The following is a 26,122-nucleotide window of genomic DNA, read 5'->3' on the forward strand; positions in this document are numbered from 1 at the left end:
CAGGCACGCTGCCGGCCATCGAGGCCAGCGGGATGACGGCGGCGCCGGCCGGCGCCTGGCCGGTCGTGGCGCTCATCGCAGCAGGTGCCTCTCGGTGTGCTCGATGAAGTCCAGCATGGAGCGGACGTCATCGCTGGCCTGTGCCTGCTCGGCCAGCTGCTGCTTGGCTTCGGCCAGCGGCAGGCCTGCCACGTACAGGGTGCGGTAGGCGCGCTTGATGGCGGTGATGCGTTCGGCATCGAAGCCACGGCGCTTGAGGCCTTCGCTGTTGATGCCGCGCGGGCGGCCCAGCGAATCGGTGCCGACCATGGTGAACGGCGGCACATCGCCATTGGTCAGTGCGCCCATGCCGAGGAAGGCGTGGGCACCGATGCGGCAGAACTGGTGGGCACCGGCGAAGCCGCTGATGATCACGTAGTCGCCGACGGTGACATGCCCGGCCAGGGTGGTGTTGTTGGAGAACACGCAGAAATTGCCGACGTGGCAGTCATGCGCCACGTGCGTGTAGGCCAGCATCCAGTTGTCGTTGCCGATGGTGGTGATGCCACCGCCGCCGCCGGTACCGCGGTTGAGGGTGACGAATTCGCGGAACACGTTGCGGTCGCCGATCACCAGTTCGGTGCGTTCACCGGCGAACTTCTTGTCCTGCGGCTCGCCACCGACCGCGACATGGCCGATGAAACGGTTGTCGCGGCCGATCCGGGTCGGGCCATGGATGCTGCAATGCGGACCGACCTCGGTGCCGGCGCCGATCTCGACGTCGGGCCCGATGATCGTGAACGCGCCCACGCGGACGTCGTCGGCCAGTCGTGCCGACGGATCGATCACGGCGGTGGGATGGATCAGGGGAGCGCTATCGGTCATCTCGGTCCTCCGTACAGGGTCAGTCGCGGGTGCCGGCGCACAGCACCTCGGCGCAGGCGACGACTTCGCCGTCGACCTTGGCCACGCAGTCATACACGGCCATGTTGCGGATCACGCGCTTGATCTCCACGTGCATTTCCAGCACGTCGCCCGGCACCACCTGCTTGGTGAAGCGGGCCTTGTCGACCTTGACCATGTAGAACAGCTTGGACTGTGAATCGCGGCCCAGGGTGAGCTGGGTCAGCACGCCGCCGGCCTGGGCCATGGCTTCGATGATCAGCACGCCCGGCATGATCGGCTGGTTGGGGAAGTGGCCCTGGAAGAACGGCTCGTTGATGCTGACGTTCTTGGTGGCGACGATCTTGCGGGCCTCGTAGTCGATCGACAGAACCTTGTCGACCAGCAGGAACGGGTAGCGGTGCGGCAGCAGCGACTGGATCTGCGCCATGTCCGGCAGGGTCTGGGGCTGGCTCATTCTTTCTCCTTGCTCACAGACAGGATGCGACGGGCCAGTGCATCGAGCTGCTTGAAGCGCGCGGCGTTCTTGCGCCACGTGCGGTTGTCGGTCAGGGGCGTCCCGGACGAGTATTCGCCCGGTTCGGTGATGGAGTTGCGGACCACCGATTTGCCGGTGATCACGACCTTGTCGCAGATTTCCAGATGGCCGACGACGCCGACGGCGCCGCCGAGCAGGCAGTAACGGCCGATCTTGGCGCTGCCGGCGATGCCGGTGCAGCCGGCGATGGCCGAATGGGCGCCGATCTGCACGTTGTGCGCGATCTGCACCAGGTTGTCGAGGCGGACGTCTTCGGCCAGCACGGTGTCTTCCAGCGCACCGCGGTCGACGCAGGTATTGGCGCCGATCTCGCAGTCATCGCCGATGCGGACGCCGCCCAGCTGCGGCACCTTGATCCACTTGCCGGCGTCCATCGCCAGGCCGAAGCCATCGGCGCCGAGCACGGCACCGGGATGGATGCGCACGCGCTTGCCAAGCTTCACGCGGGTGACCAGGGTGACGCGGGCAATCAGCTCGCAGCCGGTGTCCAGGGTGCAGTCTTCGCCGATGATGCTGCCGGCGCCGATGATGCAGTTCTCGCCGACCACGCTGCGCGCACCGATGGTGACGAACGGGCCGATGTGGGCGCTGGCGGCAACCTGGGCCTGCGGGTCGATGACCGCGCTGGGGTGGATGCCCGGCTCACGCACGGGTGCGACGTCGAACAGCGCGGCGATCTTGGCGAAGGTGGTGTAGGGATCCTTGGCGACGAGCGCGGCGCCGGGGGCGGCTTCGGCGTCCTCGGCACGCAGGACCACCAGCGAGGCCTGGCTGTCGGCCAGCTGGGCGCGGTAGCGCGGGTTGGCGAGGAAGGTCAGCTGGCCGGCACCGGCATGGGCGAGGGTAGCCACGCCATGGATGGCGGTGGCGGGGTCGCCATGGACCTGCAGGCCGAACTGATCGGCGAGTTGCTGGGCGGTGTAGGTAGGAGTATTCACGGCGGGAGTTTAACGTGTGACGCCAGTCCGGTCATGCGGGGGCTGAAGCGGCGCCTGCCTGCTATCGCGGGGCGATGGCGCAGGGGGCTGCCCAGGACACGCCGTAAACCCATCCCTGGGGGCTCGATGGCGCCATCCATGGCGCCAACGGTCCTGGTCAGCCCCCTGCGCCATCACCAGATGATTTCACGCGGTGGCGGGAAGAAGCAGCCAGCATCCGTCCTGCAAAACGAAAACGCCGGGCAGAGCCCGGCGCTTCGTAACCCGTCTGGTGGAGAGCCCCCCTTCTGTTAAGGGGGGCGCGCCCCTGGGAATCGCAGGAGCGATTCCCAACGTTGCTACGCAACGGCCCGAAGGGCGCATGCCATGGATGGCATGCGTAACGGCGCGGGGGATAGGTGAACTGCAGGCGCTCGATTTCGTCGCCGTCCTTCTTCTTCAGCGGGAACGCGTAGCTGATCGAGATCGGGCCGACCGGGGCGCGCCACAGCAGGGCCACACCGGTGGATACGCGCAGTTCGTTGGCCTTGAAGTTATCCACGCCGTTGTAGACGTTGCCGAAGTCGACGAAGGCCGACACGCGTGCCGACGGGCTGTCGAACAGGCGCGGGAAGTAGGCTTCCACCGAACCAACGGTCTTCACCGAGCCACCCAGCGGCTGGCCGTTCGGGTAACCCGGAGTTGCCTCGCGCGGACCCAGCGTGTTGTCCTCGAAGCCGCGCACCGAGTTGGTACCGCCGGCGTAGAAGTTCTCGTAGAAGGGCAGGCCGGAGGCCTTGACCGTCTTCTGGTAGTCCGAGGAGTTCGGGTTGCAGTCGACGGTCTGCGTCGGGTTCGGGTTGGCTTCGCTCGGGGCGGTGTAGCACAGGTCGCGGATGTAATCCTTGCCATAGCTGTCGCCGTAGCCGATTTCCGCGCGGGTGTTGATGACCAGCGACGGCATGATCGGCCAGTACTTGCTGATCTGGTAGTTCAGCTTGAAGTACTCGACGGTCGAGCCCGGCAGGGTGGTTTCCAGGCCGATGCGCTGGTAGGTACCGCGGGTCGGCATGAAATAGTCGTTGCGCGAGTCGCGGGCCCAGCCCAGTTCGGTGCGCCAGGCGTGGAACGTTCTGGTGCCCAGGGCATTGATGTAGTCGACGATCGACTGCGGGGTGGACGAATACGTCGAGATCTGGTTGCTGTCGATACCGAACATCAGCGAGACGCTGTCGGTCTCGGTCAGCGGCACGCCGAACACCACCTGCGCAGAACCATTGGTGCTGTTGTACTGCGCGGTGTTGAAGTCGGAGTAATCCAGCTCGCGCCAGGACAGGTTGTAGCCCAGCGACACGCCGTCATCGGTGAAGTACGGGTTGGTGTAGCTGAAGCCGTAACGCTGCAGGTAGCTGCTGCGCGAGGCTTCGACCGACACGCGGTTGCCGCCGCCGAGGAAGTTGTTCTGCGACAGCTGCACCGAGGTGGTCATGCCGTAGGACTGCGAGTAGCCCAGGCCGAACACGAAGCTGCCCGACGTGGTCTCCTTGACGTTGTACACCACGTCGACCTGGTCGTTGCTGCCACTGACCGGCGGGGTTTCAACGTCCACCGACTCGAAGTAGCCCAGGCGCTGCAGGCGGATCTTGGAACGATCGATCGCCGCCTGCGAGTACCAGGTGTTCTCGAACTGGCGCATTTCGCGACGCAGCACTTCGTCGGAGGTGCGGGTGTTGCCCTTGAAGATGATGCGGCGCACCGACACGCGGGGGCCGGGGACGACCTGCATGTTCACCGCGACCGTCTGCTCGGCACGGTTGGTGGTCGGGATCGGGTTCACTTTGGCGAACGCGTAGCCGATGTTGGACAGCGAGTTGGTGATCGCGTCGGAGCTGAACTCCAGCAGCGCACGCGAGAACGTGTCGCCGGCGCGCTGCACGACCATGCGCTCGACATCTTCCTGCGGGAGGATGGTGTCGCCGCTGACCTTGATGTCGGAGATCTTGTATTGGTTGCCTTCGGTCACGCCGGCCGTCACGAACATGTCGCGCTTGTCCGGGCTGATCGAGACCTGGGTCGAGTCGATGCTGAAATCGACGTAGCCGCGGTCCAGGTACCAGGAGTTGAGCTTTTCCAGGTCGCCGGACAGCTTTTCCTTGGAGTACTGGTCATCGCGGCGGTACCACGACGCCCAGTTGTGCTCCTTGGATTCCCAGATTTCCAGGATGTCCCTGCTGTCGTACTTTTCGGTACCGACCAGGTTGACGTGCTGGATCTTGGCGGCCTTGCCTTCCTTGATCGCGATGGCGATGTCCACGCGGTTGCGGTCCAGCGGGCTCACCGTCGGGGTGATCTCGACGTTGTACTTGCCACGATCGTTGTACTGGCGGCGCAGTTCCTGCGTCACGCGGTCCAGGCTCAGGCGGTCGAAGGTGCCGCCTTCGGTCAGGCCGATGTCGGACAGGCCCTTCAGCAGCTGGTCGGACTTGATGTCCTTGTTGCCGGTGACGGTGAGCTTGTTGATCGCCGGCCGTTCCTTGACGGTCACGACCAGGATGTTGCCCTGGCGGTCCAGCTGCACGTCTTCGAAGAAGCCGGTCTTGTAGAGGGCGCGGATGGTCTCGCCGACCTTGCTGTCGGTGACCGTCTCGCCACGTTCCACCGGCAGGTAGGTGAACACCGTACCCGAGCTGATGCGCTGCAGGCCGTCGACGCGGATGTCGCTGACAGTGAAGGGCTCGGCTGCCTGGGCCAGGGCGGGAGCGCCGGTGACGGCGGCGAGGGCGAGGGCCAGCAGGCGGCGATTGGGGAGTCGCGTCATGTCACGTCCGGTAGGAAGGTCGATTTCATTGGTACGGGGTGCCGGCGCTGTAGACGCCAAAAACGTGGAAAAGTTCATCGCGTGGCCAGGCCGAGGATGTCGTTGTAGAACGCCAGCCCCATCAACCCGGCCAGCAACGCCAGGCCGATGTACTGACCCGCGGCGATGGCACGCTCGCTCAGCGGGCTGCCCTTGACCAACTCGATAAGGTAATACAGCAGGTGCCCGCCGTCCAAGATGGGAATCGGCAGCAGGTTGATGATGCACAGGCTCAGCGACAGCAGCGCGAGGAACTGCAGGAACCAGTCGAGGCCGCGCTTGGCCGAAACATTGGCCACGCGGGCGATGGTGACCGGGCCGGAAACGTTCTGCAGCGAGGCCTTGCCGGTGACGATGCGGGCCATCATGCCCAGCGAATCAGAGGCCAGGCGGCCGGTTTCGCGCACGGCCACGGTCACCGCGTCGAGCGGGCCGTAGCGCATCAGGGTGTCATAGGCGGGGCTGAAGGCGCCCGAGAAGCCCACGCCGATCTGCCAGACCGGCTTGCCCTGGCCGTCCTTGCCCTGGCGCGGGGTCACTTCCAGCGCCAGGCGCTCGCCACCGCGCAGTACTTCGATCATGCCGGGCCCGCCACGGCGGCCCAGTTCCTGGATCTGCGGGCTGACCTGGTCGGCCCCGTCGATGCGCTGGCCGTCGATGGCCACGATCACGTCGCCCGCCTGCAGCAGGCCGGCCACGGCCGAATCGGCCGTCAGGCTGTCCACCTGCGCGGGCTGCAGCGCGGCCTGCCACTGCAGGCCCGCCAGGCTGGGCACGCGGCGTTCATCGAAGCCGGCCGGCAGTTGCGACAGCGGCAGGGTGCGGTTGCGCACCTGGTCGCTGCTGTCCAGCACTTCGAGGGTGACGTCGCGCCGGTCCATCGCCGCGGCGGTCAGGGCCATGCTGGCATCGCCCAGGGTGACCACGTCGCGGTCGTCCACGCGCAGCACACGGTCGCCGCTGGACAGGCCGGCGCTGGCGGCAATGCCGGTGGTGCGGCCGATGGTGGCCGAATAGTCCTGCTTGCCGATCACGAACATCGCCCACAGCAGCAGGATGCACAGCAGCAGGTTGGCGATCGGCCCGGCAGCGACGATGGCGATGCGCTGCCAGACCGTCTTGTGGTTGAAGGCCTGCCCCCGCTCGTGCGGGTGTACCTCCACCTCGCGCTCGTCGAGGAACTTCACATAACCGCCCAGCGGCAGGGCGGCGATGGCGAACTCGGTGCCGTGCCTGTCGCGGCGCGACCACAGCGGGCGGCCGAAGCCGACCGAGAAGCGCAGCACCTTGACCCCGCAGAGGCGGCCCACGGCGTAGTGCCCGAACTCGTGGAAGGTGACCAGCAGCCCGAGGCTGACGATCATCCACCAGACCGATCCGATGAAGTCAGTCATGCAGGCTCACGGTGGCGGGCAATGGCAGCGGCGTCATGCGGTATGGGCGTGGCGTTCAGGCGGCGTCGATGGCGTTCAGGGTCAACTGGCGGGCCCGCTGGTCGGCGGACAACAGGCCGTCCAGTGTATCGGCTGCTTCGGTCGGCAGTGTTGAAAGAGCGTTAGCAACCAGCGCGGGAATGCTCAGGAAACCGATCCTGCCCTGAAGAAACGCTGAAACCGCCTCTTCATTGGCGGCATTCAGCACCGCCGGAGCAGTGCCGCCGGCCTGCATCGCCTGCCAGGCCAAGGCCAGGCAGGGGAAGGCGTCGGTATCGGGCGCTTCGAAATCGAGCCGGCCCTGGGCCAGCAGGTCCAGCCCGGATACGCCCGATTCGATGCGCTGCGGCCAGCCCAGGCCGACGGCCAGGGTGGTGCGCATGTCCGGCAGGCCCAGCTGGGCCAGGGTCGAGCCGTCGACGAACTCGACCAGCGAATGGACCAGGCTCTGCGGATGGACCAGCACCTCGATGCGCTCGCCGGGCACCTTGAACAGGTGGTGCGCCTCGATCACTTCCAGGCCCTTGTTCATCAACGTCGCCGAATCGACCGAGATCTTCGGGCCCATCGACCACTTCGGGTGGGCAACGGCCTGGGCCGGGGTCACCTGCTCCAGTTCGGCGCGGCTGCGGCCACGGAACGGGCCACCGGAGGCGGTAAGCAGGATCCGGCGCACGCCGGCCCCGTCCAGGCTGGCATCGCGCGAGCGCAGGCACTGGAAGATGGCGCTGTGCTCGCTGTCGATCGGGATGATCTCGGCGCCGCCGCGTTCGGCGGTGCGGGTCAGCAGCTCGCCGGCCAGCACCAGCGATTCCTTGTTGGCCAGCAGGATGCGCTTGCCGGCGGCGGCAGCGGCCAGGGTCGAGGACAGGCCGGCAGCACCGACGATGGCGGCAACCACGGTGTCACAGGCATCGCTGGCAGCGAGCTGGTCCAGCGCGGCAGCGCCGGCGTGGGCTTCGGTGGCCAGGCCGGCGTCGCGCAGGCCGTCGCGCAGTTCGGCGTACAGGCTGTCATCGGCGATGACGGCATGGGCGGGACGATGCTGGCGGCACAGCGCCAGCAGCGCCTGCACCTGGCGGCCGGCGGCCAGCACAGTGGCCTGGTAGCGCTGCGGGTGGCGTGCGATCACGTCCAGCGTGGAGGCACCAATCGAGCCGGTGGCGCCGAATACGGCGACCCGGCGCAGGTCTGCAGCAGCATCCATGGTCAGAATCCGAAGATTTCCTTGCCCAGCGCAAACACCGGCAGGGCGGCCAGCACGCCGTCGACGCGGTCCAGCACGCCGCCGTGGCCAGGAATGAGGTGGCCCGAATCCTTGGCGCCGGCGTGGCGCTTGATCAGGCTTTCGTAGAGGTCGCCCAGCACCGATGCGAACACGGCCACCACCGAGGTGACCAGCAGGCCCGGCAGGTGCGCGACATCCACGCCGGCGAGCAGGCCCAGGCCCACGGCCACGGCGACACCGGCCAGCAGGCCGCCGAACAGGCCTTCCCAGGTCTTGTTGGGGCTGATGCGCGGGGCCAGCTTGTGCTTGCCGAAGTGGCGGCCGGCGAAATAGGCGCCCGAATCGGCGGCCCAGACCAGCGCCAGCGCGGCCAGCAGCCACAGGTGGCCCTGGTGGCCCGGCGGATCGCCGCCAGCATGGATCAGCACCAGCGACGCCCACGCCGGCACGATGGCCAGGGTGCCGGCCAGCAGCTTGAGGATGCGTGCCGGGCTGCCCGGCTGCGCGCCGAAGGTGAAGAAGCGCAGCCAGACCAGGGCGGCCAGCCACCAGGCCACGCCGACCAGGGTGGCCAGCTGGAACAGCACCAGCGAGCTGCCATCGGCCCACACCATCAGCACCATCAGCAGCAGGTTCAGCACCAGCAGCACGGTACGGGGCAGGGTGTCTTCGATGCCGGCCAGCTTCAGCCATTCCCACAGGCCGATCAGGAACACGGCGGCGGCGGCCGCAGCCAGCCATTGGGTGGGCAGCAGCAGGATCGCGGCAATGGCCACCGGCGCCATGATCAGCGCGGCGAGGACTCGGGTCTTGGTCATGGGCTGGGCGTCTCGGTGGCCAGGGCGGCGATCTGGGCGCTGGTCAGGCCGAAGCGGCGTTCACGATTGGCGTAGGCGTCCAGCGCCTGCTGCAGCTGCGCGGAATCGAAGTCCGGCCACAGTGCCTCGGTGAACCACAGCTCGGTATACGCCAGCTGCCACAGCAGGAAGTTGCTGATGCGGGTATCGCCACCGGTACGGATGAACAGGTCCGGCGGCGGCAGGTCGGCCAGGGCGACCTGGCGGCCCAGCAGCGATTCGTCGATCTGCTCGGGAAGCAGGCGCCCGGCGGCCACTTCCGCCGCCAGCGCACGGGCGGCGCGGGCGATGTCCTGGCGCCCGCCGTAGCTGGCGGCGATCGACAGGGTCAGGGTGGTGTTGTCGGCGGTGCGCTGTTCGGCCAGCTGCATGCGGCTGACCAGCCCTGCACCGAAGCGGTCGCGTTCGCCGATGAAGCGCACGCGCACGCCACGACGGTGCAGCTCGTCCACTTCACGGTCGAGCGCGCCGAGGAACAGCTTCATCAGGGCATCGACTTCTTCCTGCGGGCGGCCCCAGTTCTCGCTGGAGAACGCGAACAGGGTCAGCGCCGGAATGCCCAGTTCAAGGCAACGGTCGATGGTACGGTTGACCGCGCGCGCGCCGGCACGGTGGCCGATCACGCGCGGACGGCGGCGCTGCTGTGCCCAGCGCCCGTTGCCATCCATGATGATGGCAAGGTGGCGGGGCAGGGCGGCCGGCAACGGAGGCGGGACTGAAGGCATCGACTTCAGACCGACAGCAGTTCTTTTTCCTTGTCGGCAACGACCTTGTCGACGTCCTTGATGTTGGCGTCGGTCAGCTTCTGGATGTCGTCTTCGCCGCGCTTCTTCTCGTCTTCGCTGATCGCCTTGTCCTTGACCAGCTTGGCGATTTCCTTGTTCGCGTCCTGACGGATGTTACGGATCGCGATCTTGGCGCCTTCGCCTTCCTTCTGCACCTGCTTGGCCAGCTCCTTGCGGCGCTCTTCGGTCGGCGGCGGCATGTTGATGCGGATGGCGGCGCCCAGCGTGTTCGGGGTGAACTCGTGGTTGTAAAGGCCCTTCTCGATTTCCTTGATCATGCTCTTGTCGAAGGGCGTGACCAGCAGCGAGTGGGCATCGGCGTTGGAGATCGACGCGACCTGGTTCAGCGGGGTGCTGGCGTTGCCGTAGGCATTGACCGTAACGCGGTCCAGCAGGGCGGGAGTGGCACGCCCGGTGCGGATCGAGGTGAGGGTGTGCTTCAGAGCGTCGATGCTCTTGGCCATGCGCGTCTGCGCGTTGTTCTTGATGTCGTTGAGCATCGCCCGGGTCCTGGATGTAACTGGAATCGGGCGATTATAGGCGAATACGGGACGCTGCCGGGCCTGAATCGGCCCGGAGCACGCCTGGCGCTCAGGCTCAGGCCGGGTCGCGGCCCTGGACCAGGGTGCCGATGTTGGCGCCGCCGAGGATCTTCAGCAGCTCGCCCGGCTGGCCCATGTCGAACACGCGCATCGGCAGGTCGCTGTCGCGGGCCAGCGCGAAGGCGGCCGTATCCATCACTTCCAGGCCGCGGCGGATCACTTCGTCGTAGCTCAGGCTGTCGAAGCGGACCGCATCGCTGTGCTTGTTCGGGTCCTTGTCGTACACGCCATCGACCTTGGTGGCCTTCAGCAGCAGGTCCGCGCCGATCTCGATCGCACGCAGGGCCGCGCCCGAGTCGGTGGTGAAGAACGGGCTGCCGACGCCGGCGGCGAAGATCACCAGGCGGCCCTTTTCCAGGTGGCGGATGGCGCGGCGGCGGATGTAGTCCTCGCACACGTCATTGATCTTGATGGCGCTCATCACGCGGGCCTTGGCGCCCAGCTTCTCCAGCGCGTCCTGCATGGCCAGGGCGTTGATGACCGTGGCCAGCATGCCCATCTGGTCGCCGGTGACGCGATCCATGCCGCCTGCGGCCAGGCCGGCACCGCGGAAGATGTTGCCGCCGCCGATCACCAGCGCCACTTCGGCGCCCGCCTGCTGGGCCTCGATCACTTCACGGGCCAGGCGGTTGATGATCTTCGGGTCGATGCCGTAGTCCTCATCTCCCATCAGCGCCTCCCCGGACAGTTTCAGAAGGATGCGGCGATAGGCGAGCTTGGACATATGGACCTCGTGAGCGTGGAAATCGCGGGGGATTCTACGCGCATGCGGCGCGCGGCCAAAGCATTTTGTGCACTGCGGCGCAGAAAGCTTCACCGCCCCGTTCAGCCGGGGCGGCGGGTTCAGCCCAGTTCGGCGCCCGCCGTGGCAGACAGCTCATCATGCCCCAGTTCGCCGGGAGAGCGTGCGATGACGCGGTTGCGGCCCAGGTTCTTGGAGCGGTACAGCACGTCATCGGCGGCGCGCAGCAGGTCCTGCACGCCGGCAAAGCGCTCGTAACCGCCCTGGGTGGCCACGCCGGCGGAGAAGGTCACGAACAGCGGCCCGCTCTCCAGTTCGACCATCGGGGTGGAGACGATGTTGGCCAACACCCGGCGGATCACGTCCAGGGCGACCGCTTCGCTGGTGTTGGGCAGCAGCGCCACGAACTCCTCGCCGCCGAAGCGGGCGACGGTGTCGCTGTTGCGCAGCTGGCCCTGCAGCTTGTTGGCGAACACGCGCAGCACTTCGTCACCGGTCAGGTGGCCGTGGGCGTCGTTGATCTTCTTGAAATCGTCCAGGTCGATGAAGGCCACCGACAGCGGCCAGCCATGCCGGCCGGCGCGCTGGAACTCCTGGTCGAGCACGGTTTCCAGCTGGCGGCGGTTGAGCACGCCGGTCAGGGCGTCGCGGTGGGCCTGGTCGGCCAGGCGCTTGGCCCGTGCCTCGAATTCGTCGGCGCGGCGGCGCGCCTGTTCGGCATCCTGCATCTCGCGCAGGTTGCGCAGCGTGGTCAACTCCTGTGCGTGGTCGATCAGCTCGCGCACGCGCGACGGCGAGCTCAGGCCGGTCTCGAACAGGCTGGCGATGTCCGGCAGCGCGTCGCTGATGCGGGCGAGCACCTGGTCGAAGCGGGCACTGTCCAGCTGCAGGCGCTCGTGGACCTCGTGCAGGGCGCGTTCGCGGGCGGCGTCGGCATCCGCGTCCAGCCAGATGTCGGCGACCGCGCCGGACAGCTGCACGCAGGCCTGGAACGCATTGTCGGTGGCAGGCTCGGACTCGCTCAGGCGGATGCTGTCCACCAGGTAGCGCGGCAGGCCCCATTGTTCGGCCACCCAGGCGCCGACGTCGGCGTGGGTGCAGCCCAGTTCCTCGCGCTCGCGGGCGATCAGGTCCAGGTTGTCACCGGCTTCGCGCAGCAGCGGCAGGTAACGCTCCGATTCGGCCTGGGCCAGGCACAGCACGCCCATGTCCTGCAGCAGGCCGGCCAGCATCAGTTCTTCCAGCCGGCGCAGGCCGCGGGCCTGGCCCAGCTGGCTGGCGGCCAGGGCGCTGAGGATGCTGCGCTTCCAGGCGCGCTGGCGCAGGTCGTGGTCGGCACCGCTGCCGCCGGTCAGGCCCTGGGTCACGGTGAAGCCCAGGGCGAGGCTGATCGTGGCGTTGAGCCCGAGCATGGTCAGGGCCTGGCCGAGGTTCTCGATGCGGCGCCGGCTGGCGTACAGCGGCGAATTGGCGATGCGCAGCATGCGAGCGCTCAGTGCCATGTCGATGGCGATGATGTCGGCGGCGGTGGCGATGTCCGCTTCCGGATCCTGGGCCAGTTCGATGATGCGCAGGGCAATACCGGGGGGCGAGGGCAGGTTGCGGCACAGCGCCAGGGCAGCAGTCAGCTCAGGAGGCATGTCGGATCGTTCAATTCCATTAGGACAAGAATACCTAGGAATGCATCACAGTCTGCGACTTCTGTTCCTGTTACGTGATTGCGTATTCCCCTATGCCGAGTATCGGCTTGAATGGGCGATAACGCAAAGATCCTTGTTTGGGATGTGCGCACCAACGGTGCGCACCCACAGGGGGGGAGTGGTGCGCACCCACAGGGGGAGAAGGTGTGCGCACCAACGGTGCGCACCCACAGGGGGAAGTGGTGCACACCTGCGGGCACAAAAAAAGAGCCGCGGTTTCCCGCGGCTCCTTCTGGTCGTTTCGCAGCCGGTGGGCTGGAATCAGACCTGCATCGCCTTGGCAACTTCGGCGGCGTAGTCTTCAACCACCTTCTCGATGCCTTCGCCGACGACCAGCAGCTGGAAGCCAGCCACGTCGGCGCCGGCGGCCTTGACCACCTGCTCGACGGTGGTGTCGCCCAGCACGTAGGTCTGGCCGTACAGGGTCACTTCGCTGACGATCTTGTTGATCTTGCCGCTGATGATCTTTTCCAGGATGTCGGCCGGCTTGGACTTGTCCTTCTCGGACATCTTGGCCAGTTCGATTTCCTTTTCCTTTTCCACGAACTCGGCCGGCACGTCGGCAGCCTTGTTGTGCGGCGGCTTCAGTGCAGCCACGTGCATGGCCAGGCCGCGGGCCAGCTCGGCGTCGCCGCCGATCAGGTCAACCAGCACGCCGACCTTGCCGTTGGTGTGGACGTAGGCACCGACGTTGCCGGTGGTGTCGACCTTGACCAGGCGGCGGATCTGGATGTTTTCACCCAGCTTCTGGATCGCGGTGGCGCGGGCTTCTTCGACGGTCTCGCCGGAGGCCAGCTTGGCGGTCTTCAGGGCTTCGGCGTCAACGGCGCCCGATGCCAGGGCGGCAGCGGCGACGGAATCGACGAAGTTCTTGAAGTTGACGTCGTTGGCAACGAAGTCGGTTTCCGAGTTGATCTCGACCAGCACGGCCTTGCCGCCGTCCTGAGCCAGGCCCAGACGGCCTTCGGCGGCCACGCGGTCAGCCTTCTTGTCGGCCTTGGCGGCGCCCGACTTGCGCAGGGCTTCAGCAGCGGCGTTGATGTCGCCGCCGGCTTCGGTCAGCGCCTTCTTGCATTCCATCATGCCGGCGCCAGTGCGCTCGCGCAGTTCCTTGACCAGGGAAGCAGTGATTTCCACGGGATTACCTCACGAAAGAAAGGGGTAGGGCCGGCATGTTGGCCGGCCCGTGTGACAGTGTCCGGTCGCCGCGCCATTGGCAGCGGTCAGGACAGGTGGGCGCTGGGCGCCCACCGGGGGCCTGGATCAGGCCTGGGCTTCGCCCTTGTCAGCAGCGGCCTTCTTGGCCGGTGCGCGGCGAGCCGGCTTGCCTTCTTCAGCAGCAGCGGCGTCGGCGAAGTCTTCTTCACGCACCGAAGCAGCGTGCGGAGCAGCAGCCTTGCCTTCCAGCACGGCGTCGGCAGCGGCGCGGGCGTACAGCTGCACAGCGCGGATGGCGTCGTCGTTGCCCGGGATCGCGTAGTCGACCAGTTCCGGGTTGTAGTTGGTGTCGACCACGGCGATGACCGGGATGCCCAGCTTCTTGGCTTCCTTGATCGCGATGTCTTCGTGGCCGATGTCGATCACGAAGATGGCGTCCGGCAGGCGGTTCATGTCCTTGATGCCGCCCAGCGAGGCTTCCAGCTTGTCGCGCTCGCGACGCAGGCCCAGCACTTCGTGCTTGACCAGCTTCTCGAAGGTGCCGTCGGTTTCACCGGCTTCCAGTTCCTTCAGGCGGGCAACCGACTGCTTGACGGTACGGAAATTGGTCAGGGTGCCGCCCAGCCAGCGCTGGTTCATGAACGGCATGCCGCAACGCTCGGCTTCTTCACGGATGGTTTCGCGGGCGCTGCGCTTGGTGCCCAGGAACAGGACGGTGCCGCGCTTCTGGGCAACCGACGAGATGAAGTTCATCGCGTCGTTGAACAGCGGGACGGTCTTTTCCAGGTTGATGATGTGGATCTTGCCGCGGGCGCCGAAGATGTACGGAGCCATCTTGGGGTTCCAGTAGCGGGTCTGGTGGCCGAAGTGGACGCCGGCTTCCAGCATCTGACGCATGGTGACCTGGGGCATTGCAAAACTCCTGATGGGGAACCGGCGATTCCGCCCGCGGGATAGGTATGCGGGACGCGTGGAAGCGCTGATGGTTCCGGGGTTGGGCTTCCCTGTTGCCTCCGTGGCCGAACTCCTTGCGGAGCACCCCGGCACGGATGGGGGCAGCAGGTGTGGATTCGCCGATGACGTACGGCGTGGACGGCGTTCCGCGCACGGGGCGGCAGAACATCCGGCGGATTATAGTCCGGAGAGTGCCGGCGGTGCAATGGCAGGGGCGGGCGTGAGCACCGCTTCGCTGCCATCGGCCAGGCGGGCGCGGAACCCGCCGCCGGCATAGCCCCCGTCGCGGGGCGGCAGCGGCCAGCTGCGCCCGCTGCCGGCCAGCACGTAGCCGGCCAGCCCCGGCAGCACGGGGACGGTGCGCCCCTGGGCGTCGATGAACGTCAGGTCGGCCAGGCGCGCGTGCAGGCTGCCGCCATTGTAGAGCCACAGCCGCGGCTGCTGCCCGGGCCCTGCCAGCAGGGCGGCCTGCAGAGGCAGCGGGCGGGCCGATGCCGCCGGCTGCAGGAAGACCGGCAGGGAGTGTCGTTCGGCGCGGCCCGGGGCGGTTCCTGGCTGGGGCGCGATCAGCAGCCGGTACGCACGTTCGTCCCGTTCAGGTGCCGGCCCCAGCCGCACGATCCGCAGCCGTTGCCGCTGGCCGGGCAGGATGTGCAGCCGCGCGGGGCTGACCGCAAGATCGTCCGCCGGGTCCAGGGTGTCCCCCTGGCCAGGCTGGTTCCAGCGGTAGACGGTGGCCTGGCCGGTCCATTCAGTGGCCTCGTCGTTGGTCAGCCACAGCGCGTCGTGGCTGGTTCCGGCCGGGATCTCAACGCCGCTGCGCGACAGTTCCAGGGCCTGGGCAGGGGTGGCCAGCAGCCCGCACAGCAGCGCCCGCAGCACGACCTTCCCCATCAGTAGGTAATCGTCACCAGGCCAGGCGTTGCATCGCCTTCCTGTACGGGTGGGCTGAGGGCCCGGATCTGCTCCGCATGGCCCCCGGCCGAGTCGCTGCGCTGCAGTGGTGCCTGCGCCGTGCCGGGTGCGCGGATCTGCAGGGTCACCCCGACACCGGCCTGCGCGGGAGCGGGGTCAGCCGCCGCAGCGTCGGGCAGGGGAGTGTCGCTGGCTGCCGCGGCAAAAACGGACAGGGCGGCACAGGCCAGGCAGATCAGGCGCAGGGAGGACATGGGCGGCACCAGGGCAATGTAGTCGATATCGGCGGCACTGCCCCGGTCTGAAGCCTGTCGCGCCGCCTCAGTAGGTGATGGTGACCGTGATGGTGTCCGAATAGGCGCCAGGCGGCGTGGATGTGCCCGCCGCAGGGGGCACGCGGCCATAGATGATCAGGTTCTGCGCTGCGCCGGTGCCCGTGCCGCTGGCCGTGGTGCTGTTCAGCACGTTGCCCCAGCGCTGGGTGCGTGCCGGGTCGCGGTACAGCTCGTAGGGCAGCAGGGCGCCGCTGCCGACCCGCATTCGCCGGTTGCCGGATCCATCGGCGTGGGTGCCGTTGTCCAGCCCGATCTGGAACGGACTGCGGTTGACGCAGGTCAGGCTGAAGACGGCGGTGCGGTCGATGTTGGCGGCAACCGTGCCGGTGTTCACGCCGAAGTCCATCGGTGCAGTCACATAGGCGCCGCATGCCGGGTTGACCGTCGCCGTGGCGGTGAGGGTCATCGCCGCCGCCTGCAGGTTTGAATTGCCGGTGGCCGCCGGAGGCTGCAGCAGGCAGGTCGCGGGGTAGTTGGGCGTGCCCAGCAGCGGCTCGTTGTACGCGTACTGGAAGGTGGCGGCCAGGGCGCTGGTGAACGCGCCTGCTGACAGCACCTGGTTGGCCGGGTAGCGCCCGTACAGCGTGAATGATGCGGTGCCCGAGCCGCCCAGCAGTGGCACCGGATACTGCATCTGCCAGCTCACCCATGTCGGGCTGGTCGCCGCGCCGCTGCCGATCGCGATGGTTCGCGAGGGGTCGCTGTAGATCTGGTAGTTCAGCCGATCACCAAAGCTGTTGGCCAGGGTGCGCCAGGGGGCGATGCTGGTTCCACCGGTGCCGGCGGGCAGCCCCAGGCAGAACGTCACCCGCGCGTTGGCGAGCAATGCGACCGCGCCGGTGGTGCAGGTCACGCTGAAGGTCGTGCTGGTGTCGACCAGCCCATTGGAGACGGTGCCGAAGGCCAGCGTCGGGCTGGACAGCGTGCAGGTGGTGGCCGCACGCGCGGGCAGTGCCAGCATGGCCAGCCCGCACAACAGCAACAGCAGCAGCACCCGGTTCACGGCACAGGCTCCGGCAGGCAGCGCAGCGGCGGCGAGCGGCGCGAGGTGCTGGCCGGCATCTGCACATGGCAGCGCCCGCGCTCGCTTTCGATCAGCAGCCGTGGCGGCTCGCCGCTGAACTCGACCCAGGCCTGGCCATCGTGGCCGACCACCGTCGGGGTCACGCCCGTACCGCTGATCCGTGCGCCCAGCGGCAGCGGCTGGCCTGCTTCGTCGAGCAGGGTCAGCAGTGCGCCGCGGCTGTGCACCAGCTTGAAATCCACCCGCATGCCAGCGCCCTGGCGTGGCGTGGCGAAGGTCTCGACACGCTCGGCGCGCATGTCGGCAGGAAGATCGAGGGTATCGATGCCCAGCCGGTTGCGCTGCCAGGACAGCAGTGGCGTGACCAGCAGCAGCCCGTTCCGGTTGGTCACGCCAACCGGGCGGTTTTCCAGCATCACCGGAATGCCGGGGCGACCGGTGGACACCACCGCGAACGCATCGGGTACTTCGCGGGCGACAAACACGCTGCCCGCCATCCACACCAGGCTGCCGCTGGCGTTGCCGTAGGCGAAGGTCTGGCCGGCATCGCGCGAAAGCCCGGCCGAGTAGCGACCGTGGCTGCCCAGCGCGCCGATTTCCGCCAGGCCGCCGTCGTCGCGGGCCTGCAGGCGCCAGCCCGGGCCGCTGCGGCTGCCATCGCCGGGTACCGGCCGCATCACTTCGGCACTGGCTCGATCGACGTCGCCATTGCGCTGCACCGCCAGGGTGGCCTGCCTGTCCTCGCCCAAGCGGGTGCCCAGCGACAGGTAGATGCTGCGGTTCTGCCGCTGGTCGATGTCCTGGGTGGCCGACAGGTAGGCATTCCAGCGGCCGAAGCTGCGCGACCAGAACAGGCTCAGGTAGCGGGTGCGGGTATAGGGCAGGCCGGGGCCGGGCGCCGGTTGCGGTGCATCCAGCACCAGTACGGCCTGGTCAAGCCGCAGGTAGCTCAGGCTCACCGTGCCCAGCCGCTGCAGGTCCACGCCGAAGCTGGCCTGCTCGCTGATGCGCGGCGGCAGGCTGTCCTGCAGGCTGCCCAGGTCGCGGTAGTCGCCGGATGTGCGGCGGCTGGCCAGGTTCACGTTGAACCGGCGGTTGTTCCAGTTGTAGCCCATCCCGTACTGCCGGCCCCGGCGCTGGTCATCCCGGCTCTCGCTCCAGTTCGCACTGAGCACGCCGGCCCGGCCCAGCAGCCATGCACCGCCCAGGCCTGCATTGAGGACGCCGCCACCGCCTTCGGCATGTGCTTCGAGGGTGAACTGGTTGCTGATGCCGCGGCGCAGGGTGGCGCTGGCGACCGTGTCACTGTCGTAGCGGAACGAGTGGATGCCGAAATCACGCCGCAGCCGGCCGATGCCGGCGGACCAGTCGGACAGGCCGGCGGCCAGCAGCTGCTGCGTGCCGTAGAACGAAAAGTCCAGGGTCTGCATGCGGCCGAAGGCATCGGTGACCACCACCTGCGCGGTGCCGGTGCCACTGATGCCCGGCTGCGTGGCCAGCTGGAACGGGCCCACGGGAACCTGGCCGCCGTACTGGCGCAGGCCATCGACATACAGCTCGACGTTGGATGGGACGACAGCTTCGCCCAGGAACGACGGGGTGGGGGTGAGCACCCGGTACGGCTGCAGCCCGTAATTGCGCCCGATCTGGATGCCGGCCATGCGCGCAGGACGCGACCATTCCAGGAATCCGCTGTAGAAATCGCCCACGGTCAGGCTGAGTGCCTGGTCGGGAAGATCCAGGCGCCAGCTTGTGTCCAGCCGCACCGACTGGTGCTGCCAGCCTTCGCCGGGCAGCTGGTAGGTGCGCATCAGGCCGGTGCTGCGCAGGCTGCCGCGGCCGACGCCGAACAGGCGCAGGTCGGTATTGAGGCTCAGGTTGCCCAGCCCGTCGCTGTGGCTGGCATACAGGTCGTAGTTCAACGCCATGCCGGGAGAGGACTGCGCGGCCGGGGTGCCCTGCGCGCTGCGCCCGAGCTGGGCGGTGGGCAGCTGCAGCAGCTGCAGCGGAACCTGCAGGTCCAGGATCTGCAGGCCGGCGTCGTAGTGCACGACAACGCCGGCGAGCTGGTCCAGGTAGACCGGACTGTCGCCCTGCACGGGGAAGCCGAGCTGGCGCAGGGTCGCGGCGGGGGCCAGCAGCCGTCCGCCCAGCTCATCGAAACGCAGCAGCCCGCGCGGGGCCTGGTTCAAGGTGGTCTCCAGGTACAGCGCCTGGCTGGCGGTCAGTGGCGTCGGGGGCGGCAGCAACGCGTCGGCAGCGACGTCCATCGCCTCGGCGCCCACCTCGCGCGCCAGGGCCTGCCCTGAAAGCGACGCCATGCCGCTGCAGCAGGCCAGCACGCAGGCCTCAGCGAGCCGGCGGCGTGGCGGGCAATGGAATCGGCTCCGAGCCACCGTTGACCCTCGCGCTGAAGGTGCCGCCCTGCAGTTGCGCAGGGGGCTGCTGCAGCGGCCAGCGCATGGTCTGGCCGGGCAGTACGTATCCCACCAGCCCATCCATCACCGGTGTCCTGTGGCCGCGCACGACCAGGCCGAGATCGGCAATCTGGGCCTGCCCCTGCCCGCTGTTGCTGACCTCCAGCTGCGCCTGCGCGGCGCCGGCTTCCACCAGCCGCGCGGACAGCCGCGGTTCGGGCGGCTTGCCGGCCGGCTGCACCACGACGGGTATCGAATAGCGCAGGACGAACTGCATGCCTTGCCGGGTGGGGTCATACGCCGGTATTTCATCGACGATCACGCGGTATGCCTGCTGCGTGGCGGGCGCGCCTTCTTCGGCCCGCACGAGCCGGATCAGCTGGCGCTGGCCGGCGGCCAGGGCCTGCATCGGCGGGCTGGGCAGCAGCGCCTGCGTGGGCGTCAACTGGTCACGGCCGTCGGCCTGCTGCCACTGGAAGACGCGCACCTGCACCTGCACCGTTTCGGTGCCGCTGTTGCTGATCCACAGCGCCTCGGCCTTCTGCTCCGGCCGCAGCTCGAACTGGGTCGGGGATACCTGCAGGCTGGCGGCCAGGCAAGGGCTCGCGGGCAGGGCCAAAGCAACCCACGCCAGCGTTCGCAGCCAGCGGTCGGTACGCAGCACCATCAGCGCCACCTCAATAGGTGATCGTGGCGGTGATGGTGTCCTGGTAGGCGCCCGGCGCGGCGTTGTTGACGCTCGGGTTGGCCACCTGGCCGTAGACCTGGTAGACCTGGTTGGCGCCCGTGCCGGTGCCTGCCTGGGTGTTGGTGCCGGTGGTGGAGCCCCAGACCACGCTGTGCCCAGCATCCTGGTACAGCTGGTAGCCGACGAAGTTGTTGGCGGTCACGCCGGTATCGGTATTGCGCATGCGCCGCGTTGTCACGTCGGCTGCGGTCCCCGCGTTGAGGCCGGCATTGAGCGCGATCGTGTAGGGGGTGGTCACGCTGCACTGGGCGGTCAGCGTGCCCTGGGCATTGAGCGGCGTGGTCGAACTGGCGTCTGCGTTGCCGAAGTTGACGTTGGTCGCGGCGGCAGCGGTGATGGTGCAGGCCTTGTTGATGGTCAGCAGGACATTGAATGTCGTGGTGTCGGCCGCCGATGCGGGGCCGGCCAGCAGCAGGGCCGCGGCCCAGGTGATGGGGGAACGCAGTGCAGATCGCATGTACAACCTCCCTGACCCGAGGGTCTGTTGGACAGGTCGGAGCGGCACGTTCTGCACCGCGTTGACGACGGTCCTGTTCAGCCTAGAGTGGGTAAGTGTCTGTATTCAGTGATAATTACGTCTGACAAAGCGTGGGGCGGGTCACGTTTCCGGGCTCCTTGCCGGATCCGTGCATCGTCGATGCGCCCAGTTGGGTGGCGTTCGTTCAGATTGTGGCCGGATCGGCGATAATGGGTGCCATGAGCGTGAATCTGAAAACCCCGCAGGAAATCGAGGCGATGCGCATCGCCGGCCGCCTGGCCAGCGAAGTGCTCGACATCGTCACCCCCCACGTCAAGCCCGGTGTCACCACCGAGGAGCTGGACCGCATCTGCCACGACCACATCGTGAACGTGCAGGGCGCCACGCCGGCCAACGTCGGCTACCGCGGCTTCCCCAAGAGCGTGTGCACCTCGGTCAACAATGTCATCTGCCACGGCATCCCCAGCGAAGGGAAGGTGCTCAAGGATGGCGACATCATCAACATCGACGTCACCGTCATCAAGGACGGCTGGCACGGCGACACCAGCCGCATGTACTTCGTCGGCACGCCGTCGGTGATGGCCCGCCGCCTGGTGGAAGCCACCTACGAAGCCATGTGGCGCGGCATCCGCGCGGTGCGTCCGGGCGCCACCCTGGGCGACATCGGCCATGCCATCCAGAGCTATGCCGAAGGCGAGCGTTTCAGCGTGGTGCGCGAGTACTGCGGCCACGGCATCGGCAAGGTCTACCACGATGAGCCGCAGGTGGTGCATTACGGCCGCCCGGGCCAGGGCCTGGTGCTGCAGCCGGGCATGACCTTCACCATCGAGCCGATGATCAACGAGGGCACCCGCTACAACAAGGTGCTGCCGGATGGCTGGACCGTGGTGACCAAGGACCGCAAGCTGTCGGCGCAGTGGGAGCACATGATCGCGGTCACCGAGACCGGCGTGGACGTGCTGACCCTGTCGCCGGGCGAATCGCAGGTCTCCTGACGATGCTGCCGGCGGGTTCACTGCTGGACGCGCCGGCCGATTCGCTCGACGATCCCGAATGGGCGTCTGCCGCACGGCAGGCGCTGCAGCAGGCCGATGCGCGCCTGTACCGCCGCTTCGACCAGGGCGACAACATCGAGCGCTTGATCGCGCTGCGCGCACGCGCGGCCGACCACCTGATCCGGCTGGCCTGGCAGCGCTGCGTGCCGGCCGGCAGTGGCCTGTCGGTGTTCGCGGTGGGTGGCTACGGGCGTGGCGAACTGTTCCCGCGCTCGGACATCGACCTGCTGGTGTTCGGCGATGCGCCGGCGCAGCTGGCCCATGAAGCCGGGCTTTCGCGCTTGTTCGCGCTGCTGTGGGACTGCGGCCTGGCGGTCAGCCATGCCGTGCGTTCGGCGGCGCAGTGCCGCGAGGCGGCCGCCGACCAGACCGTGCTGACCGCACTGATCGAAGCGCGCCCGATCGTGGCCGACGAGGCCGCGCGGCGCGCGCTGCGCGGGGCCATCGATGACCGCGAGCTGTGGCCGGCGCGCACGTTTTTCCTGGCCAAGCTGGAAGAACTGCGCAACCGCCACCAGCGCTTCGGCGATACCGCCGACAACCTGGAGCCGGACCTGAAGGACGGCCCCGGTGGCCTGCGCGATCTCAACACCCTGGGCTGGATGGCGCTGCGCGCCTTCGGCGTGCGTGACCTGGAAGCACTGGTCGGGCTGGGCCACCTGGGCGCCGATGAAGCCGCCGCGCTGAAGCGCGAGCGCGCGGTGCTGGCACGCCTGCGTTTCGGCCTGCACCTGGTGGCGCGGCGCCCGGAAGAACGCCTGCGCTTTGATTACCAGAAGACCCTGGCCGCGCGCCTGGGCTTCGAAGACGACGCCGAGAACCTGGGCGTCGAGAAAATGATGCAGGGGTTCTACCGCGCCGCTTTGGTGGTGCGCCGGATCAGCGACCGCCTGCTGCAGCGTTTCGAGGAACAGTTCGACGGCGAGGCGCAGCCTGAACCCCTCACCGTGGGCTTTTCGCTGCGCCGTGGCTACCTGGCCGCCAACGATGCGGAGTGGCCGTGCGGTGATGTCGGCCAGGTTTTCGCCCTGTTTGCTGGCTGGGCCAACAACCCGCAGGTGCGCGGCCTGCATTCGCTCACCGCACGCGCGCTGGCCGAGGCGCTGCCGCTGCTGCCGGCCTACGACCGCGCCGACGCCAATGCACGCGAGCAGTTCATGGCCCTGCTGCGTGGCCAGCGCCCGGTCGACACGCTTTCGCGCATGGCGCGGCTGGGCGTGCTCGGGCAGTGGATTCCCGCCTTCGCCCAGGTCAGCGGGCGCATGCAGTTCGACCTGTTCCATGTCTATACGGTCGACCAGCACACGCTGATGGTCCTGCGCAACATCGGGCTGTTCGCCAGCAGCCGTGCCGATGAACGTTTCTCGATCGCCCACGAAGTCTGGCCGCGCCTGCGCAAGCCCGAGCTGTTGCTGCTGGCGGGCCTGTTCCACGACATCGCCAAGGGCCGCGGCGGCGACCATTCCGAGCTTGGCGCGGTGGACGCGCGCGCGTTCTGCCACGCCCATGCACTGAGCGGCACCGATACCGAGCTGGTGGCTTGGCTGGTGGAGCAGCACCTGCGCATGTCGGTGACCGCGCAGAAGCAGGACATCGCCGATCCGGTGGTGATCCATCGCTTCGCCACCCTGGTCGGCAGCCGTGATCGCCTCGACTACCTGTACCTGCTGACCTGCGCCGACATCGCCGGCACCAGCCCCAAGCTGTGGAACGCGTGGAAGGACCGGCTGCTGGCCGACCTGTACTTCGCCACCCGGCGCGCGCTGCGCGAGGGCCTGGAACACCCGGTGCCGCCCGCCGAGCGCGTGGCCGAGGCGCGCGACAGCGTGCGCGCGCTGGTGCGCGAGCAGGGCTACGACGATGCCACCATCGACCGCCAGTTCGCGGTGATGCCCGACGAAGGGTTCATGCGCCTGCGCCCGGAGCAGCTGGCCTGGCAGGCCTCGGCGCTGGTGCCGATCAAGCAGGGCCACACCCTGGTGAAGGTGCGCCGGATCAGCGTGGACGACCCGGCACTGGAAGTGTTCGTGCACTCGCCGGACCGTGATGGCCTGTTCGCGGCGATCGTGATGACCCTGGACCGCAAGGGCTACGGCATCCATCGCGCACGCGTGCTGGACGGTCCGTCCGACACCATTTTCGATACCTTCGAAGTGAGCCCGGCCGATACCTTTGCCGATGGCAGCAGTGCCAACCTGGAAGCTGCGTTGCGCGAAGCGCTGAGTGGCGACCTGACCCGCCTGCGCCCGTCGCGGCGGGTGGTGCCACGGCAGCTGCGCCACTTCCGTTTCGCCCCGCGCATCGAGTTCCGCGATGAGCCCGGCGCAACCCGTTTTGCCCTGGTCGCGCCCGACCGCCCCGGCCTGCTGGCCGACGTGGCGTTCGTGCTGCGCAACCAGGGCCTGCGCGTGCATGACGCGCGCATTGCCACGTTCGGCGAACGCGCCGAAGACACCTTCGTGATCAGTGACGAACACGACCTCCCCCTGACCGAACCCGCCCGGCAGCAGCTGCATGACGCGATGCTGGCCTGCCTGGACCCTGATCGAAACGCCGGAGACCCCACCTGATGGCCACCAAGCCTGTGAAGAAGACTGCTGCGACCGCCAAGAGCGCAGCGGCGAAAAAGACTGCTGCACCGAAGAAGGCCGCCCCGGCCAAGGCGCCGGTGAAGAAGGCTGCCGCTGCGAAGAAGCCGGTCGCGAAGAAGGCCCCGGCCAAGAGCACCGAAGTCGCCCGCGCCGAAACCATCGCCCGCAAGTCGCTGCGCAAGCCGCCGGTGCCGGGCGTGGAAGAACTGAAGTTCGGCATCGAGAGCGCCTTCGAGCGCCGCGCCACGCTGACCCTGCATGAGCTGGAAGGTTCCACCCGGCCGCTGGTCAACCGCGTGATCGATGGCCTGGAAACCGGTGAATTCCGTGTCGCCGAGCCGGACGGCCACGGCGGCTGGAAGGTCAACGAGTGGTTGAAGAAGGCGGTGCTGCTGTATTTCCGCGTCAACGACATGGCCGTGGTCGACGCGCGCCCGGCGCCGTTCTGGGACAAGGTCGAATCGCGCTTTGCCGGCTATGACGAAGCGAAGTTCCGCCGTGGTGGCGTGCGCGTGGTGCCGGGTGCGATCGCCCGCCGCGGCACGTACTTCGGCAAGGACGTGGTGCTGATGCCGAGCTTCACCAACATCGGCGCTTACGTGGGCGAAGGCACCATGGTCGACACCTGGGCCACCGTCGGTTCCTGCGCGCAGATCGGCCAGCACTGCCACCTGTCCGGCGGCGCCGGCATCGGTGGCGTGCTCGAGCCGCTGCAGGCCAGCCCGACCATCATCGAAGACCACTGCTTCATCGGTGCGCGTTCGGAAGTGGTGGAAGGCGTGGTCGTCGGCCACCACAGCGTGATCGGCATGGGCGTGTTCCTCAGCCAGAGCACCCGCATCTACAACCGCGCCACCGGCGAGATCACCTACGGCTACATCCCGCCGTACAGCGTGGTGGTGTCCGGCTCGCTGCCGAGCAAGGACGGCACCCATTCGCTGTACTGCGCGGTGATCGTCAAGCAGGTCGATGCGAAGACCCGCAGCAAGACCAGCGTCAACGACCTGCTGCGCGGCCTGGCCGACTGAAGGTGACTGCGCTGGAAGACCTGGCGCAGTCCGCGATCTACCGGCATCCGTCCGACACTGTGTTCGGGCGGATGCTGCCGCGCCTGTTGCATGCCCCGCAGTGGACCCGGCTGCGCCGCGCGCTGTCGCGGCGCTGGCCCATGCCCGCGCTGGCCAGCGATGTGCGCGACGTGGTCTACGCCAGCTGGTGGGTGGACGTGCGGCACGCGCCGCTGCCACCCCCGGGCCACCATTACGTCGTGCATGAAGGGCGTACCCCGTACACCATCCTCAGCTATCGCCACGGCCACTTCGGCCCGCGTGCGGCCGGCCCGCTGCGTGCGTTGATGCCTTCGCCCCGGCAGAGCAACTGGCGCTGGTACCTGCGCCGCGACGACGACCCGCAGGGCACGCCGGTGGTGCTGTTCGACCGCAACGTGATGGACCAGCTTGCCTTCGTGGCCGGCGCGCGCGCGTTCAGCGATGCCATGCAGCCGCATCTGTCCACGCGCTTTGAGCATGGGGTGCATGCCGATGGCGGTGGGCACACCCTGATCGAAGGCGGGCAGGGCAGTGCCCCGGCCCTGCACCTGCGGTGGTGCGCGGCCGACGGCTGGAATCATCCGGCGTGGGCGGCGGCCTGTGGTGGCCACGCGGCCCTGCTGCGCTTCCTGGCCTGCCAGGACGAAGCCATCGCCCGCACCTGCGACCAGCGCTGGGCCACTACCCGCATCGATCTGCCGGTGGATATCGCCCGGCTGCAACCGTTGCAGCTGCAGGGCGGGCAGCACTGCCCGCGGCTGCAGGCGATGGGCGTGGACCTGGCCGAAGGCCTGGCATTCCGCCTGCCGACGGTGCCGTTCCGGGTCGTGTCCGAGCGCCTCTTGTGAGATTCTGGC

22 protein-coding genes and 1 pseudogene are annotated in these 26,122 nt (G+C 68.0%); 4 read left to right on the forward strand and 19 right to left on the reverse strand.

Features of this window, described 5'->3' with window-relative positions:
- Positions 1–72: 72 nt before the first annotated feature.
- The 19 genes and pseudogenes from lpxA to QMZ26_RS15110 form a co-directional block, all read right to left on the reverse strand.
- Complete coding sequence (lpxA, locus tag QMZ26_RS15020; RefSeq protein WP_200732349.1) at positions 73–864, reverse strand: acyl-ACP--UDP-N-acetylglucosamine O-acyltransferase; 792 nt, start codon at positions 862–864, stop codon at positions 73–75.
- A 19-nt stretch (positions 865–883) separates the two neighbouring features.
- On the reverse strand, positions 884–1,339 hold the full coding sequence (fabZ, locus tag QMZ26_RS15025; protein WP_200732348.1) for a 3-hydroxyacyl-ACP dehydratase FabZ: 456 nt from the start codon (positions 1,337–1,339) through the stop codon (positions 884–886).
- Positions 1,336–2,358, reverse strand: coding sequence for a UDP-3-O-(3-hydroxymyristoyl)glucosamine N-acyltransferase (lpxD, locus tag QMZ26_RS15030; protein ID WP_283221926.1), 1,023 nt, complete (start codon positions 2,356–2,358; stop codon positions 1,336–1,338). Before lpxD ends, fabZ begins: the two co-directional genes overlap by 4 nt.
- A 394-nt stretch (positions 2,359–2,752) precedes the next feature.
- A pseudogene (bamA, locus tag QMZ26_RS15035) lies at positions 2,753–5,155 on the reverse strand (outer membrane protein assembly factor BamA); the annotation flags it as partial.
- Positions 5,156–5,229: 74 nt separating this feature from the next.
- Entirely contained in the window at positions 5,230–6,588 is a 1,359-nt protein-coding gene (gene rseP / locus QMZ26_RS15040; RefSeq protein ID WP_200732346.1) for an RIP metalloprotease RseP, read from the reverse strand.
- A 55-nt stretch (positions 6,589–6,643) separates the two neighbouring features.
- On the reverse strand, positions 6,644–7,834 hold the full coding sequence (locus tag QMZ26_RS15045; protein ID WP_283221927.1) for a 1-deoxy-D-xylulose-5-phosphate reductoisomerase: 1,191 nt from the start codon (positions 7,832–7,834) through the stop codon (positions 6,644–6,646).
- 2 nt (positions 7,835–7,836) lie between these two features.
- Positions 7,837–8,673, reverse strand: a complete 837-nt coding sequence (locus tag QMZ26_RS15050; RefSeq protein ID WP_283221928.1) for a phosphatidate cytidylyltransferase — start codon at positions 8,671–8,673, stop codon at positions 7,837–7,839.
- Positions 8,670–9,437, reverse strand: coding sequence for a polyprenyl diphosphate synthase (uppS, locus tag QMZ26_RS15055; protein WP_079221254.1), 768 nt, complete (start codon positions 9,435–9,437; stop codon positions 8,670–8,672). Before uppS ends, QMZ26_RS15050 begins: the two co-directional genes overlap by 4 nt.
- 5 nt (positions 9,438–9,442) lie before the next feature.
- Complete coding sequence (gene frr, locus QMZ26_RS15060; protein WP_053449214.1) at positions 9,443–9,997, reverse strand: ribosome recycling factor; 555 nt, start codon at positions 9,995–9,997, stop codon at positions 9,443–9,445.
- 97 nt (positions 9,998–10,094) lie between these two features.
- Positions 10,095–10,823, reverse strand: coding sequence for a UMP kinase (gene pyrH / locus QMZ26_RS15065; protein ID WP_079221256.1), 729 nt, complete (start codon positions 10,821–10,823; stop codon positions 10,095–10,097).
- A 119-nt stretch (positions 10,824–10,942) separates the two neighbouring features.
- A complete protein-coding gene (locus QMZ26_RS15070) occupies positions 10,943–12,481 on the reverse strand; it encodes a GGDEF domain-containing protein (RefSeq protein WP_079221257.1) in 1,539 nt (512 codons plus the stop codon).
- Between the two features lie 321 nt (positions 12,482–12,802).
- A complete protein-coding gene (tsf, locus tag QMZ26_RS15075) occupies positions 12,803–13,678 on the reverse strand; it encodes a translation elongation factor Ts (RefSeq protein WP_108760042.1) in 876 nt (291 codons plus the stop codon).
- Between the two features lie 126 nt (positions 13,679–13,804).
- The gene (gene rpsB / locus QMZ26_RS15080) at positions 13,805–14,611 is read right to left on the reverse strand and encodes a 30S ribosomal protein S2 (protein WP_079221259.1); all 807 of its coding nucleotides are present in this window, start codon (positions 14,609–14,611) and stop codon (positions 13,805–13,807) included.
- A 219-nt stretch (positions 14,612–14,830) separates the two neighbouring features.
- Positions 14,831–15,547 (reverse strand): fimbria/pilus periplasmic chaperone, encoded by a 717-nt coding sequence (locus QMZ26_RS15085; protein WP_283221929.1) that lies wholly within the window; start codon positions 15,545–15,547, stop codon positions 14,831–14,833.
- Positions 15,547–15,822, reverse strand: coding sequence for a hypothetical protein (locus QMZ26_RS15090; RefSeq protein ID WP_283221930.1), 276 nt, complete (start codon positions 15,820–15,822; stop codon positions 15,547–15,549). Before QMZ26_RS15090 ends, QMZ26_RS15085 begins: the two co-directional genes overlap by 1 nt.
- Before the next feature lie 67 nt (positions 15,823–15,889).
- Complete coding sequence (locus QMZ26_RS15095; RefSeq protein WP_283221931.1) at positions 15,890–16,906, reverse strand: spore coat U domain-containing protein; 1,017 nt, start codon at positions 16,904–16,906, stop codon at positions 15,890–15,892.
- Positions 16,903–19,248 carry a fimbria/pilus outer membrane usher protein gene (locus QMZ26_RS15100; protein ID WP_283221932.1) on the reverse strand — a complete coding sequence of 782 codons (2,346 nt, stop codon included), beginning with the start codon at positions 19,246–19,248 and terminating at the stop codon, positions 16,903–16,905. Before QMZ26_RS15100 ends, QMZ26_RS15095 begins: the two co-directional genes overlap by 4 nt.
- A 28-nt stretch (positions 19,249–19,276) precedes the next feature.
- The gene (locus tag QMZ26_RS15105; RefSeq protein ID WP_283221933.1) at positions 19,277–20,011 is read right to left on the reverse strand and encodes a molecular chaperone; all 735 of its coding nucleotides are present in this window, start codon (positions 20,009–20,011) and stop codon (positions 19,277–19,279) included.
- Positions 20,012–20,021: 10 nt separating this feature from the next.
- Positions 20,022–20,549: a spore coat U domain-containing protein gene (locus tag QMZ26_RS15110; protein ID WP_108746297.1), complete on the reverse strand. Its 528-nt coding sequence runs from the start codon at positions 20,547–20,549 to the stop codon at positions 20,022–20,024.
- Positions 20,550–20,788: 239 nt separating this feature from the next.
- On the opposite strand from QMZ26_RS15110, the gene map reads away from it, so the two are divergent.
- From map to QMZ26_RS15130, 4 genes are read left to right on the forward strand one after another with little or no spacing between them, the layout of a single operon-like run.
- Entirely contained in the window at positions 20,789–21,565 is a 777-nt protein-coding gene (gene map, locus QMZ26_RS15115) for a type I methionyl aminopeptidase (protein ID WP_108747792.1), read from the forward strand.
- Positions 21,566–21,567: 2 nt separating this feature from the next.
- Positions 21,568–24,195, forward strand: a complete 2,628-nt coding sequence (locus QMZ26_RS15120; protein WP_079221261.1) for a [protein-PII] uridylyltransferase — start codon at positions 21,568–21,570, stop codon at positions 24,193–24,195.
- Positions 24,195–25,244 (forward strand): 2,3,4,5-tetrahydropyridine-2,6-dicarboxylate N-succinyltransferase, encoded by a 1,050-nt coding sequence (dapD, locus tag QMZ26_RS15125; protein WP_200732340.1) that lies wholly within the window; start codon positions 24,195–24,197, stop codon positions 25,242–25,244. The genes QMZ26_RS15120 and dapD overlap by 1 nt, the downstream gene beginning before the upstream one ends.
- Before the next feature lie 2 nt (positions 25,245–25,246).
- Positions 25,247–26,113, forward strand: coding sequence for a hypothetical protein (locus tag QMZ26_RS15130; protein ID WP_283221934.1), 867 nt, complete (start codon positions 25,247–25,249; stop codon positions 26,111–26,113).
- Positions 26,114–26,122: the final 9 nt, after the last annotated feature.

The sequence above is a fragment of the Stenotrophomonas sp. PFBMAA-4 genome (genome assembly GCF_030053215.1).
In the GTDB taxonomy this organism is placed as follows: Bacteria; Pseudomonadota; Gammaproteobacteria; order Xanthomonadales; family Xanthomonadaceae; genus Stenotrophomonas.

Bases quoted from the DNA above. Each gene is read 5' to 3' on its own strand.
- dapD (WP_200732340.1), top strand. From the start codon at position 24,195: ATGGCCACCAAGCCTGTGAAGAAGACTGCTGCGACCGCCAAGAGCGCA.
- QMZ26_RS15070 (WP_079221257.1), bottom strand. From the start codon at position 12,481: ATGCCTCCTGAGCTGACTGCTGCCCTGGCGCTGTGCCGCAACCTGCCC.
- QMZ26_RS15110 (WP_108746297.1), bottom strand. From the start codon at position 20,549: ATGCGATCTGCACTGCGTTCCCCCATCACCTGGGCCGCGGCCCTGCTG.
- QMZ26_RS15105 (WP_283221933.1), bottom strand. From the start codon at position 20,011: ATGGTGCTGCGTACCGACCGCTGGCTGCGAACGCTGGCGTGGGTTGCT.
- rpsB (WP_079221259.1), bottom strand. From the start codon at position 14,611: ATGCCCCAGGTCACCATGCGTCAGATGCTGGAAGCCGGCGTCCACTTC.
- QMZ26_RS15085 (WP_283221929.1), bottom strand. From the start codon at position 15,547: ATGGGGAAGGTCGTGCTGCGGGCGCTGCTGTGCGGGCTGCTGGCCACC.
- pyrH (WP_079221256.1), bottom strand. From the start codon at position 10,823: ATGTCCAAGCTCGCCTATCGCCGCATCCTTCTGAAACTGTCCGGGGAG.
- fabZ (WP_200732348.1), bottom strand. From the start codon at position 1,339: ATGAGCCAGCCCCAGACCCTGCCGGACATGGCGCAGATCCAGTCGCTG.
- rseP (WP_200732346.1), bottom strand. From the start codon at position 6,588: ATGACTGACTTCATCGGATCGGTCTGGTGGATGATCGTCAGCCTCGGG.
- QMZ26_RS15045 (WP_283221927.1), bottom strand. From the start codon at position 7,834: ATGGATGCTGCTGCAGACCTGCGCCGGGTCGCCGTATTCGGCGCCACC.
- frr (WP_053449214.1), bottom strand. From the start codon at position 9,997: ATGCTCAACGACATCAAGAACAACGCGCAGACGCGCATGGCCAAGAGC.
- QMZ26_RS15100 (WP_283221932.1), bottom strand. From the start codon at position 19,248: ATGGCGTCGCTTTCAGGGCAGGCCCTGGCGCGCGAGGTGGGCGCCGAG.
- QMZ26_RS15090 (WP_283221930.1), bottom strand. From the start codon at position 15,822: ATGTCCTCCCTGCGCCTGATCTGCCTGGCCTGTGCCGCCCTGTCCGTT.
- map (WP_108747792.1), top strand. From the start codon at position 20,789: ATGAGCGTGAATCTGAAAACCCCGCAGGAAATCGAGGCGATGCGCATC.
- lpxA (WP_200732349.1), bottom strand. From the start codon at position 864: ATGACCGATAGCGCTCCCCTGATCCATCCCACCGCCGTGATCGATCCG.
- QMZ26_RS15050 (WP_283221928.1), bottom strand. From the start codon at position 8,673: ATGACCAAGACCCGAGTCCTCGCCGCGCTGATCATGGCGCCGGTGGCC.
- uppS (WP_079221254.1), bottom strand. From the start codon at position 9,437: ATGCCTTCAGTCCCGCCTCCGTTGCCGGCCGCCCTGCCCCGCCACCTT.
- QMZ26_RS15120 (WP_079221261.1), top strand. From the start codon at position 21,568: ATGCTGCCGGCGGGTTCACTGCTGGACGCGCCGGCCGATTCGCTCGAC.